We start from the raw sequence: 14040 nt of genomic DNA, 5'->3' as shown, positions 1-14040 counted from the left end.
GTGCTGAGCCCGGGGGTGCAGCTCGGCAACCGCTACCGTCTCGACGAGCGGATCGCCAGCGGTGGCATGGGTGACGTCTGGCGCGGCACCGACCAGGTGCTGGGCCGGACGGTCGCGGTCAAGAGCCTGCTGCCCGCGTTGCTCGACGAGCCGGGCTTCGCCGAGCGGTTCCGGGGCGAGGCGCGGACCATGGCCACCATCAACCACCCCGGCGTGGTGGACGTCTACGACTTCGGCAGCGACCAGCACATCGCGTTCCTGGTCATGGAATACGTGGAGGGCGACGCGCTCTCCGCCACGCTCGGTCGGGTCGGCCGGCTCACCCCGGCCCGCACCATGGCGTTGCTGGCCCAGGCCGCCGACGCGCTGCACGCCGCGCACGAGAAGGGCATCGTGCACCGCGACGTGAAACCGGGCAACCTGCTGGTCCGGCCGAACGGCACGCTGGTGCTCACCGACTTCGGCATCGCCCGGTCGGAGCTGGTCGGCCAGCTCACCGCCGCCGGCTCGGTGCTCGGCACCGCCTCCTACATCTCGCCCGAGCAGGCCACCGGCGCGGTCGCCACCCCCGCCTCCGACGTGTACGCGCTCGGCGTGGTCGCCTACCAGTGCCTGGCCGGCCGGCGGCCGTTCGAGGGCGACAACCCGCTCGAGATCGCCATGAAGCACGTGCGGGACACGCCCCGCGCGCTCCCCGCCGACATCCCGCCGCAGGTGCGGGCGATCGTCGAGCGGGCCATGGCGAAGGACCCGACGGCCCGCTGGTCCAGCGCCGCCGCGTTGGCCGGGGTCGCCCGGCAGGCCAAGCAGACGCTCTCCCAGCAGGCGCGCGGCGGGCGGCCGATCTCCGGCGTACCGGCCTCGCCGGCCGCACCGGTCGCGCGGGCGCAGGTGCCGAACGCCGCGCCCCGCCCGCAGCCCCGACCGCCGGTGACGCCGCCCCGACCGCCGGTGACGCCGGCCCGCCCACCGGCGGCGCCGCGCCCGACCATGGTCGCGCACCCGGCCCCGCAGGCCCGCCCGCCGGTGGGTCCGCGCGGCGCGGCACCCGTCCCGCAACCCCGACCCCCGCACAACCCGCTGGGGTACGCTCGTCCGCCCGTCGCGCCGCCGCCGGCACCCCGCCGTTCCCGGTCCGGGCTCTGGACGACCGCGATCCTGGTGGCGGTGCTGGTCATCCTCTGCTCGGGCGTGATCTCGTTCTGGTACCGGAAGTACGGTTCGGCCGCCCCCGGTCCGGCGAGTGTGAGCGTGACCTCCGGCGCGGTGCGCGCGTACGGGGGCGACTATCCGGTCCGCACGTCGTACCGTCGTGAGGTACGCCTCCAGCCGGCCGGCGGCGGTACGACGACGAGCGAAGGACGAGAGACGCGATGACAGCGCAGGCCCGCCTGCTCGGTGGCAGGTACCAGGTCGGCGAGCTGCTGGGCTACGGCGGCATGGCGGAGGTGCACCGCGGTCGCGATCTCCGGCTCGGGCGGGACGTCGCGATCAAGATGCTTCGTGCCGACCTGGCCCGCGACGCGACGTTCCAGATGCGGTTCCGCCGGGAGGCGCAGAACGCCGCCTCGCTCAACCACCCGGCCATCGTCGCCGTCTACGACACCGGCGAGGAGACCGCCCCGACCGGCGAGACACTGCCGTTCATCGTGATGGAGTTCGTCAACGGGCGGACCCTGAAGGAGGTCCTCGGCGTCGAGGGGCGGCTCCAGCCGCGCCGGGCGCTGGAGATCTGCGCCGACATGTGCGCGGCGCTGGAGTTCAGCCACCGGCACGGCATCATCCACCGGGACATCAAGCCCGGCAACGTGATGCTCACCCAGACCGGCCAGGTCAAGGTGATGGACTTCGGCATCGCCCGCGCGCTGGCCAGCGGCGCCACCACGATGACGCAGACCAGCGCGGTCATCGGCACCGCGCAATATCTCTCCCCGGAGCAGGCGCGCGGCGAGGCGGTCGACGCCCGCTCCGACGTCTACGCGGCCGGCTGCGTGCTGTTCGAGCTGCTCTGCGGGCATCCGCCGTTCGTCGGGGACAGCCCGGTCAGCGTCGCCTACCAGCACGTCCGCGAGCAGCCGCCGACGCCGAGCACGATCAACCCGGACGTCAACCCCGCGGTCGACGCCATCGTGCTCAAGGCGCTCTCCAAGAACCCGCTCAACCGCTACCAGAGCGCCGGTGAGATGCGGGCGGACCTGCTCCGCGCCGCGGCCGGCCGGCCGGTGCTGGCCACCCCGGTGATGCCGGCCGAGGAGACCATGCCGATGGCGGCCGCCGCGGGCGGCTACCAGGCGGCGCAGCAGACCCAGATGATGGGCCCGCAGACCCGCCAGCAGCCGCCGGCCCGGGTCGGGGATCCGCGCAAGCGCAGGAGTTCCTCCTGGGTCATCGCCACGTTCGCCGCGCTCGGCGTGCTGGCGGTGATCGCGCTGGGCACCGCGCTCTGGCTCAACCAGGCCGGCAACGAGAAGGTCTCCGTCCCGCAGTTGGGCGACCGGACCCAGGCCGACGCGCAGGCCGCGCTCACCCAGGCCGGGTTGCGGTTCGTTCCCGGCACGCCGGTGAAGAACGCCGAGTGCGAGAAGGGCACGGTGGTGGGGCAGAGCCCCGGGCCGGGCCTCCGGGTGGACAAGAACACCCCGGTCACGGTCCAGATCTGCGCCGGCCCGGGTGAGGTCACGATCCCGCCGGGCCTGGTGGGCGGCACCTACACCAGCGTGAAGGCCCAGCTGGAGGCCCTGGGGCTCACCGTGGATCGTAAGGACGTCAACAACAGCGCTCCGAAGGATCAGGTCACCAACGTGACGCCCAAGGAGGGCAGCTCGGTGCCGCCGAACACCAAGGTGACGCTCGAGGTCTCCAAGGGCAACGTCAACGAGGTGCCCAACGTCCGCGGCTACACCAAGGACCAGGCGGTGCAGCGGCTGGAGGACGCCGGCTACCGGGTCAAGACCGTGGACGGCGACGAGGTCGAGCCGGCCGAGGCGGGCAAGGTGAGCGGCCAGTCCCCGTCCGCCGGCAAGAAGCTGGCCAAGGGCGAGACCGTGACCATCGAGGTCGACGTGCCGCTGCCCGAGGAGTCCGAGAGCCCGTCGCCGAGCGCGACCCCCACCACGTCGCCGAGCACACCGGGTGCCGGGGGTGGCGGCGGTTTCCCGATCCCGTCGATCCCGCCGACGCGCGACCGCTGATCTCTCGTCGGGGCGCGACGCGGCCCCGGCGGCCGGAACCACTGACGTGGCGGTGCCTCACCGGGGGCGCCGCCACGTGGTGTGTCCGGGAGAGTCAGGCGGTGGCGAACGCGGCGCGGCGTCGCGCGTCGACCTCTGCGGCCAGCTCCGGGGCCCGCTCCCGCGCCTCCGGATGGCCGCAGGCGGCCAGCCAGTTCGCCAGCATGAGGTGACCGCCCTCGGTCAGCACCGACTCGGGGTGGAACTGGACGCCTTCGACCGGCAGCGTGCGGTGCCGCATCGCCATCACCACGCCGGAGGCGGTCCAGCCGGTGACCTCCAGCTCGTCGGGGAGCGTCTCGGGCAGCACGGCGAGCGAGTGGTAGCGGGTGGCGGTGAACGGGTCGGGCAGGCCGGCGAGCACGCCGTCGCCGCGGTGGTTGACCTCGGAGGTCTTGCCGTGCAGCAGCTCCGGCGCGCGGGTCACGGTCGCGCCGAACGCCGCGCCGATGGCCTGGTGGCCGAGGCAGACGCCGAGGATCGGGAGCCGGCCGGCGTACTCGCGGATGACGTCCAGGCAGATGCCGGCGCGCTCCGGGCGGCCCGGACCGGGCGACAGCAGGACGCCGGCCGCCCCGACCCGGCCCACCTCGGCGACGTCGATCTCGTCGTTGCGGCGGACCTCGCAGTCCGCGCCGAGCTGGCCGAGATACTGCACGAGGTTGAAGACGAACGAGTCGTGGTTGTCGATCACCAGGACGCGCATCGGGCTCACCCGCCCGGAGCGGTGGGCGGGGCGTTGTTCGTCTCGGTGCTGTAGGGGAGTTCCTCGTCCTGGTCGGGCTGCCCGGTCGGGTCGGTGAGGCCGCCGCCGGGGGCGTCGCCGGGCACGCCGGAATCCTGCGTGACCTGCACGTCGTCGAAGGGCAGCAGCGGCTCGGCCCACGGGAAGACCACGAACCAGAGCAGGGCCACGGTGGCGGTGGCCAGCAGCACCGACCCGATCAGCTTGCCGGGCAGGCCCAGGGGCAGCTTCCGCCAGATCCACGCGTACACGGTTCAGCCCTCCAGCTCGGCCGGTCGGCCCGTCGACTTGGCCTGGGCCCGGTCGAAGCGGGCGTGGATGATCAGCCGCTGGTAGTTGTCGAACTTGGGGTTGCAGGTGGTCAGCGTGAGCAGCTTCTCGGTGGCCCGGCTGCCCGGCTTGCCCGGCACCGGCGCGACCACCTCGACCTGGGACGGCTTGACGATGCGCTGCTGGTAGACCCGGTAGACCAGCCACTCGCCCTTGGTCTCGACCACGATGGCGTCGCCGGAGGTCAGCTCGTCCAGCCGCCAGAACGTGGACCGGATGCGGTGTCCGGCGACGGAGAAGTTGCCCACCTCGCCGGGCATGGCGCTGTCCGGGTAGTGGCCCGGGGCGTACCGGATGTCGTCCGGGGTGACGCCCTCGACCACCACCCAGTGCTTGTCGAGCTTCGGGATGTAGAGGCCGGCGACCGGCTTGCCCTCGGCCGGCGGCTTCGGTTTCGCGCTCGGGCCGGGGGTCGGGCCGACCGTCGGGTCCGCCGCCCACTCCTGGGCGAGCTGACCGGTCAGGTCGTTCTGGTGGGCGTCGACGATGACCGACTTGCCCCAGATCTCGTAGCCGGCGAAGAGGAGCACCACCAGGCCGAACGTGATCAGCAGCTCGCCCGCGCCACGGACCGCCGTGCGTAGCCGGGAGCCGGTGGTGGGCCGCGTCAGCTCGGAGTAGACGCTGCGGTATCCCTCGCCGGTCTGTTCCGGCCGGAGCTGCACCACCCGCTCGCCGCGCCGTGGCCGTGGCGGCTCGGCGGGCGGCTCGCCGTCGTCGCCGCCGGGGTCCGGCGCCGGGGGCACCGCGCCCATCAGGCCGGTGGCGTCCAACCGGGGGTCGGCCGGCCGCCGGGTGACGGCGGGCAGCACCGCCGTCGCGCCGGGGTCGGCCGGTGGGGCCGGGTCCGGGCCGCGCCCGGTCGGGCCACCCGACCGGGGTACGCCGGCGTGGCGCTCGGGACGACTGGCGTGCCGCTCGGGTGCGCCGGCGTGTCGCTCGGGACCACCGGCGTGTCGCTCGGGTGCGCCGGTGGTCCGTTGTGGTGGGCCGGTGTGCTGCCCGGCTGCGGTGGAGCGCTGCTCGGGGCGGCCGGCCACCGGCGGGATGAAGTCGGTCGGCCCGTCGCCCGGCGCGGCCGGTCGGACGCCGACACCGGACCCTCCGCCGGGGCCGGGCATCCCGCCGGGACCGGGCACAGCGCCAGCACCGGGCATCCCGCCGGGACGGCCGGCCGGGGCGTCGGAGGGGTCCAGGCCGGGGCGGCGGTCGTGGGGGGCTTCGGCGGACGGGCGGGAGTGCGCTCCCCGACCCGGCGGGTCGAACCGCCGGGGGTCGGTGGGAGCCGTCGGACCGGCGTACCGCCGGCTGTCGACGTCGGGTGTCTCCGCGGTTCGGCCGGCGGGCGGGCCGCCGGGCGGTGGGGCGTTGAGCCCGCTGCGGACCTCCGGCGGGCGCCCCTCGGGGCCGGGTCGGCGGGACGGCGGGTACGCCTCGGCGCGCGAGGCGGCGGCCGGCGGACGGGCCGGATTGCCCGGCCAGGCCGGCGGTGGGCCGGCGGGGCGGGCGGCCGGCGGGGTGACCGGGCGGGCGGTGGGGCCGCGCCGTGCCGGGGCGGAGTGGGCCGGGCCGGCGTCCGGCCACGGCAGGTCGACCCGGGCCGGGGCGGGCGCCGGACGCTCGACCTTCCGGAGGATCGCGGTCGGCTCCTCCGATCCGGTGCGACGGCGATCGTCGCGTTCCCGGGGTTCGTCGCCGGTCACCGGGGCACCGTCGCCGATTGCAGCGCGGTGGAGTCTTCGAACGCCGGCACCGTCACGGTGGAGGTCTTCTCGCTGTAGCCGAGTTGGTAGTGGTCGGCCACTTCCTTGAACACCCGGACTCCCTCAGAGGCGGCGAGCGCCCGCTGGAACTGGGCGGGGTCGCCGATGGCCACGATCTTGAAAGGAGGGGAGTAAACCCGGCCGTGCAGCAGCAGGGTGTTACCGACGCAGCGTACCGCGCTGGTGCTGAGCACGCGGACGTTCATGATTGACATGGCCTCCGCGCCCCCGGCCCACAGCGCGTTCACCACCGCCTGCACGTCGCCCTGGTGCACGACCAGGTCGTCGTTGCTGGCGCCCTTGGGCAGCGGCTGGCCGGGGCCCCAGTCGGCGTCGTTCAGCTCGATCGTGATGCCGGTGCCGGTGAGCGCGGTGAACCCGGCGGCCTGCCGGATCGCGGCGGCCCGGTCCCGCTGCGTCTTCACCGGCCCGTCGGTGCCGGCCAGCGCCTCGGTCTGCTCCTCGACCTCGTCGCGCAGCCGCGCGGCCTTCGCCTCGCTGGCCGCGACCTGCTCGCGGCGGTCCTCGATGAGCTGGGTGAGCTGGGGTCGCCGGTCCTCGCGCAGCGGGGTGCCGCCGGCGGTGGTCGCGGTGGTGGTGAACAGCAGCCCGGCCGCGGCGGCGATCAGCGGCACGCCGATCGACCAGCCGGGGCGGCGCTGGCGTGCCCGCCGGGGCAGCAGACCGGCGACCGCGCGGCGAAGGACCTTCTGCCAGGAGGCGGCGCCGGACGTGTACTCCACCGGGCGTTCCCTTTCCCGTCGTCTCGTTCCGGCCCGCGCCGATGCGAACCGACCTGCTCGACCCGAAAAGTCCGCTCTTTTCGGTAACTCCGCGCACCGGCTCGACCCCATTCGTGGCCTGGACGGTCTGTCGGGACTACGCTAGCTGTCGACACATTATTGGCCATGGACCGTCGCCCCCGCGCCCGGTTGTCAGGCCGGACGAGGTCGTACCCCCCTCTGGAGAGCGTCGTGCCCAAGTCTCAGGTCCGCAAGAAGAAGGTGTACACCCCGCCGACGGACGTCCGTCCGACGGCGACGGCGTCGACGCGCAAGCCTAGCCCGATCTGGCTGCCGGTCACCGCCGTCGCGCTGATCGTGGTCGGCATCGCCTGGCTGGTCGTCTACTACCTTTCCGAGCAGGCATACCCGGTCGCCTCGTGGGGTTACTGGAACCTCGCGGTGGGCTTCGGCGCGATGGTCTCCTCGCTGATCCTGCTCTCCCGCTGGCGCTGACCGGCGGGTTTCCGCAGCACTCGCATCACGCCACGCCGCCCCTGCCCGGCGCCGGGGCGCCGGCCCACCTAAGGTGTCCGCAGGGCGGCGTGGCCGATGCGAGAAGATTCACGTTACTGCTGAGTAACCTTCCGCGTAGGCTGCACTGACAAGCAGCAGACCGGGAGGCCAACTCGATGGGCAGCGTCCAGATCGTCACCACGATCCTCGCGGCCGCCATCACCGCCGTGGCGGTGTGGCTTGCGGTACGCGCGGTCATGAAGATGACGGCCGTCATCCGGCTCGGGCAGCCCGCGCCCGAGCGGTTCGCCGACAAGGGCGCGCGCACCACCAAGATGCTGGTGGAGACCGCCGGCCACACCCGCATGCTCAAGTGGAGCGTGGTCGGGGCCGCCCACTGGTTCGTGATGGTCGGCTTCATCGTGCTGTCGTTGCTGGTGCTGGAGGCCTACTTCGAGGTGGTCTCGACCGGCGGCGGGCTGCCGATCGTCGGGCACTGGACCGTCTTCGGGCTGGTCACCGAGTGGATCGGCATCCTCGGCCTGGTCGGCATCCTGGTGCTGATGGCGATCCGGCTGCGCAACCGGCCCAACCGGCCGGAGAACCGCTCCCGCTTCACCGGCTCGACCATGTGGCAGGGCTACTTCGTCGAGTGGGTCGTGCTGCTGGTCCTGATCTTCGGCTTCGTCATCCGGGGCTTCAAGGTCGCCACCGACCACTTCGAGTACCCGGTCTGGGCCACCCCGCTCAGCCACGCGGTCGGTTCGGTGCTCCCCGACTGGGCGGCCGGCGTCAGCGTGGCCGCCCTCATCAAGATCGTCATCTCGATGACCTGGCTCATCGTGATCTCGCTGAACGTCACCATGGGTGTCGCCTGGCATCGCTTCCTGGCGTTCCCCAACATCTTCTTCAAGCGCGACCCGCAGAAGGCGGCCGGCTCCGGCCTGGGCCCGCTGCGGCCGATGACGAGCGAGGGCAAGCCGCTCGACTTCGAGGAGGCCGACCCGGAGAAGGACCAGTTCGGCGTCGCCCAGGTCGAGCAGTTCACCTGGAAGGGCCTGCTCGACTTCAGCACCTGCACCGAGTGCGGTCGCTGCCAGTCGCAGTGCCCGGCCTGGAACACCGGCAAGCCGCTGTCGCCGAAGCTGCTGGTGCTGAGCCTGCGCGACCACGCGTACGCCAAGGCGCCCTACCTGCTGGCCGGCGGCGGCAAGGACCTGACCGGCGAGGAGAAGGCCACCGAGGCGCAGCTCGCCCACATGGACGTGCTGGCCCTGGCCGAGGCCGACCGGCCGTTGATCGGCACCGCCGAGGAAGGCGGCGTCATCGACCCGGACGTGCTCTGGTCCTGCACCACCTGCGGCGCCTGCGTCGAGCAGTGCCCGGTGGACATCGAGCACGTCGACCACATCGTCGACATGCGCCGCTACCAGGTGCTGATCGAGTCGAGCTTCCCGTCCGAGGCCGGCGTGATGCTGCGCAACCTGGAGAACAAGGGCAACCCGTGGGGCGCGCCGCAGAACACCCGCGAGGACTGGACCAAGGGCCTGGACTTCGAGGTGCCCCGGGTCGGTGAGGTCGAGGACTTCGAGTACCTCTTCTGGGTCGGCTGCGCCGGCGCGTTCGAGGACCGGGCCAAGAAGACCACCCGCGCGGTCGCCACGCTGCTCAACGAGGCCGGCGTGACGTTCGCCATCCTCGGCGAGGGCGAGACCTGCTCCGGTGACCCGGCCCGCCGGATCGGCAACGAGTTCGTGTTCCAGATGCTCGCCCAGCAGAACGTGGAGACGCTGAACGAGGCGTTCGACGGCCGGGAGAAGAGCAAGCGCAAGATCGTCGCCACCTGCCCGCACTGCTTCAACACGCTGGGCAACGAGTACGGCCAGCTCGGCGGCGAGTTCGAGGTGGTGCACCACACCCAACTGCTGGCCCACCTGGTCAGCGCCGGCAAGCTCACGCCGGTGCAGCCGGTCGACGGTGGCGTCACCTACCACGACCCCTGCTACCTGGGCCGGCACAACCGGATCTTCGCCGCGCCCCGCGAGGTGCTCGGCGACTCGATGCAGGGCGAGCTGACCGAGATGCCGCGCAACAGCGAGCGCTCCTTCTGCTGCGGCGCCGGTGGCGCCCGGATGTGGATGGAGGAGAAGATCGGCAAGCGGATCAACGTGGACCGGGTCGAGGAGGCCATGTCCACCGGCGCGAAGACCATCGCGGTCGGCTGCCCGTTCTGCTCGACGATGCTCAACGACGGAGTGAACGGCAAGGGCGCCGGCGAGGACGTCGAGGTGGTCGACGTGGCGAGCGTTCTGCTGCGCTCGGTCAAGCCCGACGCGCCGGCCGGCGAGAAGGAGACCGCGCCGGCGGCCGGCTGAGGCGTACCCCCGGCACGGGCCGGACCACGACGGCGGCGGCACCCGGACGGTGCCGCCGCCGTCGTCTCAGCTCGCTGTGGTGACCGCGATGGCGGCCGTGGTGGTGGTCGCGATCATCACCGCCGCCTGCATCTCCTCGATCGCCTTCTTCGTCGCGGCGGAGGCCCAGTCACCGGCGGCGATCTCGGTCAGCCGGGTCTTGACCCGCTCCTTCGGCAGCTCGCGGAAGAGCTTGCGGTCCAGACCGACCGCGCCGGTCAGGGTGAGCAGCGCCGCGGTCCGCGCGTCGACCGGGCCGGCGCCGACCAGCGCGTCCACCATCCGGCGCCGGGCCGCGGTCTCCGCCGCCGGCTCCGCGCCGGTCGGCGAGGGATAGCGGGTACGCGGAAAGACCAACAGCACCCGGTCGGACTCCCGACGCAGCACCCCGGCGTCGACCAGCCCGTCGAGCACCCGGTCCGGCAGCCCCTTGGCCAGCTTGCCGATCCAGTCCTTCGGCTTGCGGGGCCGCCCGTCCCCGACGGCGGCCAGCGCCTCGTCGAGCAGTGGCACGCCGGTCGGGGTGGGATCGGTCACCACCAGTCGCTTGTCCGCGACCTCCACCCGGCGGGCCAGTGCCAACTCCAGCAGCACCGCGCCGGCGAGGCCGTAGTCGAGGTGCGGACGGCCGAGCCGGTTCGCGCCGGCGTCGTCGTAGGCGAGCAGGACCAGTTCGTCGGTGAGCAGCAGACCGTCCATACCGCCACGCTACGGGTGGCGCGCCATCGGCGCCCGCGTGCCACAATCACGCCCATCGACGGCCTTTTCGTTCTGACGCTGTTGCCCCTGGTCGGCTTCGTGCTGCTGACCGCGGGCAACGCCTTCTTCGTCGCGGCCGAGTTCGCCCTGGTCACGGTGGACCGGGCGGAGATCGACAGGCGGGCCGGCGAGGGCGACGTCCGGGCCGCCACGGTCCGCCGTGCGCTGCGCGACCTGTCCTTCCAGCTCTCCGGCGCGCAGCTCGGCATCACCATCACCGCGCTGCTCACCGGCTACCTGGCCGAGCCCGCCCTGGCCCGGCTCGTCGCGCCGGTGCTGCGCCCGTTCGGCGGGGCGGACCACCTCTCCGGGCTGCTCGCCCTGGCGCTGGCCACGCTGCTCTCGATGCTCTTCGGTGAGCTGGTGCCGAAGAACCTCGCGCTGGCCCGCCCGATGCCGGCGGCGCTGGCCACCGCCGCGCCGATGCGCGCCTTCTCCCGCACCTTCGGCTGGCTGATCCGGCTGCTCAACGACTCCGCCAACCGGTTGGTCCGCCGGCTCGGCGTGGAGCCGCAGGAGGAGCTGGCCAGCGCCCGCTCACCGGAGGAGCTGGGGTTGCTGGCCGCGATCTCGGCGCGGGCCGGCGCGTTGCCACCGGACACCGCGATGCTGCTGCGGCGCACCATCCGGTTCGGCGACAAGCGGGCCGCCGAGGCGATGACCCCCCGGGTGGACGTGATCGCGTTGCGCGCCACCGCCTCCGTCGCCGAGCTGCTCGATCTGTCCCGGCGGACCGGCCGCACCCGGTTCCCGGTGTACGAGGAGACGCTCGACCTGGTCACCGGTGTCGTCGGGGTGCCCGACGCGCTCGGGGTGCCGCTGGCCCGGCGGGCCGCCACCACCGTCGCCTCGGTCGCCCGGGAACCGGTGTACGTGCCGGAGAGCCTGGACCTGGACGGCGTGCTGGCCGCGCTGAAGGACGCCGGCGCGGACCTGGCCATCGTGGTCGACGAGTACGGCGGCACGGACGGCGTGGTGACCGTGGAGGACCTGGTCGAGGAGCTGGTCGGGGAGATCGCCGACGAGTTCGACCCGGCCGCGGTGGACGACCTCGGGCCGGTGGAGCTGACCGTGCCGGGCGGGGAACGGACCGTCCTGGTCGACGGCCTGCTGCGTGCCGACGAGCTGGTCGAGCAGACCGGTTTCCGGCTGCCCGAGGGGCCGTACGAGACGTTGGGCGGGTTCCTGATGGCCCGCCTCGGGCACATCCCGGTCGCCTGCGAGACGGTCGACGAGGCGGGCTACGAGTTCACCGTGGTGGAGGTGGACCGGCACCGGATCGAGCAGGTCCGCGTGCTGCGTCCCGAGGAGCCCGACGACGGTGCCTGAGCTGCTGGTGGCCCTGGTGTTGCTGCTCGGCAACGCCTTCTTCGTGGGCAGCGAGTTCGCGTTGATCGCGTCCCGCCGTACCGTGCTCGAACCGCTGACGGCGACGTCGAAGCGGGCCCGCTGGGCGCTGTCCGCGATGAACCAGATCCCGCTGATGATCGCCGGCGCGCAGCTCGGCATCACGGTCTGCTCGCTCGGCCTGGGCGCGATCGCCGAGCCGGCGTTGGCGCACCTGCTGGAGGTGCCCTTCACCGCGGTCGGGCTGCCCGCCTCGGCGGTGCACCCGGTGGCGTTCGTGATCGCGCTGGCCGTGGTGGTGTTCCTGCACACCGTGGTCGGCGAGATGGTGCCGAAGAACATCACGCTGGCCGGCCCGGAGCCGTCGGCGCTCTGGCTCGGCCCGGCCATGCTCGCGTTCTGCCTGGCCACGAAGCCGCTGCTGCTGGCGATGAAGTGGTCGGCCCGGCAGGTGCTGCGGTGGTGGCGGGTGGAGGCGACGGACGCGGTGAAGACCGTGTTCACCGCCGAGGAGTTGGCCGGGCTGGTCTCCCAGGCCCGCACCGAGGGGTTGCTGGACGCCGAGGAGCACGCTCGGATCACCGGCGCGCTCGCCCTGCACAGCCGTACCGCCGCGGACGCGTTGCAGCCGTGGTCGACGGTGACCACGGTGGCGGAGGACGTCTCACCGGCCTCGCTGGAGGTGCTGGCGACCCGCACCGGTCGGTCCCGGTTCCCGGTGGTGCAGCGGGCCACCCGCCGGGTGCTCGGCTTCGTCCACGTCAAGGACGTGCTCGGGTACGCCGGCGCGAGCCGACGGGCCCCGGTGCCGGCCGAGGTCTACCGGCCGCTGGCGGTGGTGCCCCCGGACCGTACGCTCGCCGATCTGCTGCTGGCGATGCGTCGCGAGCGCCGGCACATGGTGCTGGTCAGCGACGGTCGACGGCCCCTCGGTGTGGTGACGCTCGACGACGTATTGACGGCCATTGTCGGCACGTGAATGAATACCCTTGGTGTGCAGGCGATTGCGGACACGTGATTGAACAGGCGGCCGCCTTGATTCCACCCCGGTGCCTTCCCTAATGTGATGCACCGACCGCCGTGGGTCGTCCGCCTCGATCTTCCCTCTCGCGAGGCGCCCGCCGGTCGGTTGCAAAGGAGTCCGTGCCGGTGGCAACCATGCCCCCTCAACGTCACGTCCCGAGCGCTCCCCCCGGCCGGTCGGCCGGGGTCCACCGGGTGGTACGCCGTCTCCTCACCCTGGTCGCGGCCGTCGCGGTCGGCGCCGGGATGCTGGCGGCCCCGGCGCACGCGGCGCCCTCGGTGGACGAGATCGACGCGCAGATCGACAAGCAGTGGGAGCAGCTCGAACCCACGATCGAGCAGTACAACAAGGTCAGCGCCCAGCTCAAGGCCGACCAGAAGAAGTCGGTCGAGCTGAAGAAGAAGATGGTCCCGCTGGAGCTGGCCTCGACGCTGGCGATGAACAAGGTCGGCGACATCGCCTCCCGGTACTACATGCGCGGCCCGTCCCAGGAGATGGGCGCGCTGCTGGTGAGCACCAAGCCGGGGACGCTTGCCGAACAGCTCGTCATGCTGGACCGGATCGCCGACGACCAGCGCCGGCAGATCGCCGGCGTGCTCGCGGCCCGCGACAAGTACAACGCGCAGAAGCAGAAGCTGGACGCGTTGATCGCCACCGAGGTCAAGCGGAAGAACGACCTGGCGGCGAAGAAGAAGCAGATCGACTCCGAGATCAAGCGGCTGACCGGGATGCTGCCGGTGACCTCGATCCGCCCGGAGGGCTGCCCCTCGATCGACGGGGTGGTGAGCAGCGCCGCGCGCACCGCGATCAAGACGGCGTGCGCCCAGGTCGGCGACCCGTACGTGTGGGGCGCGACCGGCCCGAACTCGTTCGACTGCTCCGGCCTCACCCAGTACGCGTACAAGGCGGCGGGCATCTCGCTGACCCACTTCACCGGCGCGCAGTGGAACGAGGGCCGGAAGATCTCGGCGAGCGAGGCCCGCCCCGGTGACCTGGTCTTCTTCTTCAGCGACCTGCACCATGTCGGGCTCTACCTGGGCAACGGCCTGATGGTGCACGCGCCCCGGACCGGCAAACCGGTCCAGGTGGCCAAGGTGCAGTACATGCCGGTCGCGGGTTACCGCCGACCGTACTGACCCGCGTCACGGCGAAGGCCCCCGGTCCTCATCGGACCGGGGGCCTTCCTCCGT

12 protein-coding genes are annotated in these 14040 nt (G+C 72.8%); 7 read left to right on the top strand and 5 right to left on the bottom strand.

The window, feature by feature from the left end; genetic code table 11:
- A complete protein-coding gene (locus TPA0908_RS00960) occupies positions 1–1377 on the top strand; it encodes a serine/threonine-protein kinase (protein ID WP_281933768.1) in 1377 nt (458 codons plus the stop codon).
- Positions 1374–3191 carry a Stk1 family PASTA domain-containing Ser/Thr kinase gene (gene pknB, locus TPA0908_RS00955; protein ID WP_281933766.1) on the top strand — a complete coding sequence of 606 codons (1818 nt, stop codon included), beginning with the start codon at positions 1374–1376 and terminating at the stop codon, positions 3189–3191. Before TPA0908_RS00960 ends, pknB begins: the two co-directional genes overlap by 4 nt.
- Before the next feature lie 94 nt (positions 3192–3285).
- Here the strand turns inward: pknB and TPA0908_RS00950 are convergent, their stop codons facing one another.
- From TPA0908_RS00950 to TPA0908_RS00935, 4 genes are read right to left on the bottom strand one after another with little or no spacing between them, the layout of a single operon-like run.
- Positions 3286–3936 (bottom strand): aminodeoxychorismate/anthranilate synthase component II, encoded by a 651-nt coding sequence (locus tag TPA0908_RS00950; protein ID WP_281933746.1) that lies wholly within the window; start codon positions 3934–3936, stop codon positions 3286–3288.
- A 5-nt stretch (positions 3937–3941) separates the two neighbouring features.
- Positions 3942–4226, bottom strand: coding sequence for a hypothetical protein (locus TPA0908_RS00945; protein WP_281933744.1), 285 nt, complete (start codon positions 4224–4226; stop codon positions 3942–3944).
- Positions 4227–4229: 3 nt separating this feature from the next.
- Positions 4230–6008, bottom strand: coding sequence for a class E sortase (locus TPA0908_RS00940; protein ID WP_281933742.1), 1779 nt, complete (start codon positions 6006–6008; stop codon positions 4230–4232).
- Positions 6005–6811 carry a DUF881 domain-containing protein gene (locus tag TPA0908_RS00935; RefSeq protein WP_281933740.1) on the bottom strand — a complete coding sequence of 269 codons (807 nt, stop codon included), beginning with the start codon at positions 6809–6811 and terminating at the stop codon, positions 6005–6007. The genes TPA0908_RS00940 and TPA0908_RS00935 overlap by 4 nt, the downstream gene beginning before the upstream one ends.
- Positions 6812–7042: 231 nt before the next feature.
- On the opposite strand from TPA0908_RS00935, the gene TPA0908_RS00930 reads away from it, so the two are divergent.
- Positions 7043–7306 carry a cell division protein CrgA gene (locus TPA0908_RS00930; RefSeq protein ID WP_281933739.1) on the top strand — a complete coding sequence of 88 codons (264 nt, stop codon included), beginning with the start codon at positions 7043–7045 and terminating at the stop codon, positions 7304–7306.
- A 176-nt stretch (positions 7307–7482) separates the two neighbouring features.
- Positions 7483–9681, top strand: coding sequence for a (Fe-S)-binding protein (locus tag TPA0908_RS00925; RefSeq protein WP_281933737.1), 2199 nt, complete (start codon positions 7483–7485; stop codon positions 9679–9681).
- A gap of 66 nt (positions 9682–9747) precedes the next feature.
- Here TPA0908_RS00925 and TPA0908_RS00920 read toward each other — a convergent pair whose 3' ends face one another.
- Positions 9748–10419 (bottom strand): GOLPH3/VPS74 family protein, encoded by a 672-nt coding sequence (locus TPA0908_RS00920; protein WP_281933736.1) that lies wholly within the window; start codon positions 10417–10419, stop codon positions 9748–9750.
- 81 nt (positions 10420–10500) lie between these two features.
- Here TPA0908_RS00920 and TPA0908_RS00915 point away from each other — a divergent pair, with 81 nt between their 5' ends.
- The 3 genes from TPA0908_RS00915 to TPA0908_RS00905 all read left to right on the top strand — a co-directional run bounded on the left by TPA0908_RS00915 (position 10501) and on the right by TPA0908_RS00905 (position 13986).
- The gene (locus TPA0908_RS00915; protein WP_281933734.1) at positions 10501–11808 is read left to right on the top strand and encodes a hemolysin family protein; all 1308 of its coding nucleotides are present in this window, start codon (positions 10501–10503) and stop codon (positions 11806–11808) included.
- Complete coding sequence (locus TPA0908_RS00910) at positions 11801–12805, top strand: hemolysin family protein (RefSeq protein ID WP_281933732.1); 1005 nt, start codon at positions 11801–11803, stop codon at positions 12803–12805. The genes TPA0908_RS00915 and TPA0908_RS00910 overlap by 8 nt, the downstream gene beginning before the upstream one ends.
- 179 nt (positions 12806–12984) lie before the next feature.
- Positions 12985–13986 carry a C40 family peptidase gene (locus tag TPA0908_RS00905; protein WP_281933730.1) on the top strand — a complete coding sequence of 334 codons (1002 nt, stop codon included), beginning with the start codon at positions 12985–12987 and terminating at the stop codon, positions 13984–13986.
- Positions 13987–14040: the final 54 nt, after the last annotated feature.

This window comes from Micromonospora sp. AKA38, assembly GCF_027925725.1.
Lineage (GTDB): Bacteria > Actinomycetota > Actinomycetes > Mycobacteriales > Micromonosporaceae > Micromonospora.
This window is presented reverse-complemented; position numbering and strand designations above follow the sequence as displayed.

Excerpts from the sequence above, each read along its gene's own strand:
- pknB (WP_281933766.1), top strand. The coding sequence starts at position 1,374 with ATGACAGCGCAGGCCCGCCTGCTCGGTGGCAGGTACCAGGTCGGCGAG.
- TPA0908_RS00950 (WP_281933746.1), bottom strand. The coding sequence starts at position 3,936 with ATGCGCGTCCTGGTGATCGACAACCACGACTCGTTCGTCTTCAACCTC.
- TPA0908_RS00925 (WP_281933737.1), top strand. The coding sequence starts at position 7,483 with ATGGGCAGCGTCCAGATCGTCACCACGATCCTCGCGGCCGCCATCACC.
- TPA0908_RS00920 (WP_281933736.1), bottom strand. The coding sequence starts at position 10,419 with ATGGACGGTCTGCTGCTCACCGACGAACTGGTCCTGCTCGCCTACGAC.
- TPA0908_RS00905 (WP_281933730.1), top strand. The coding sequence starts at position 12,985 with ATGCCCCCTCAACGTCACGTCCCGAGCGCTCCCCCCGGCCGGTCGGCC.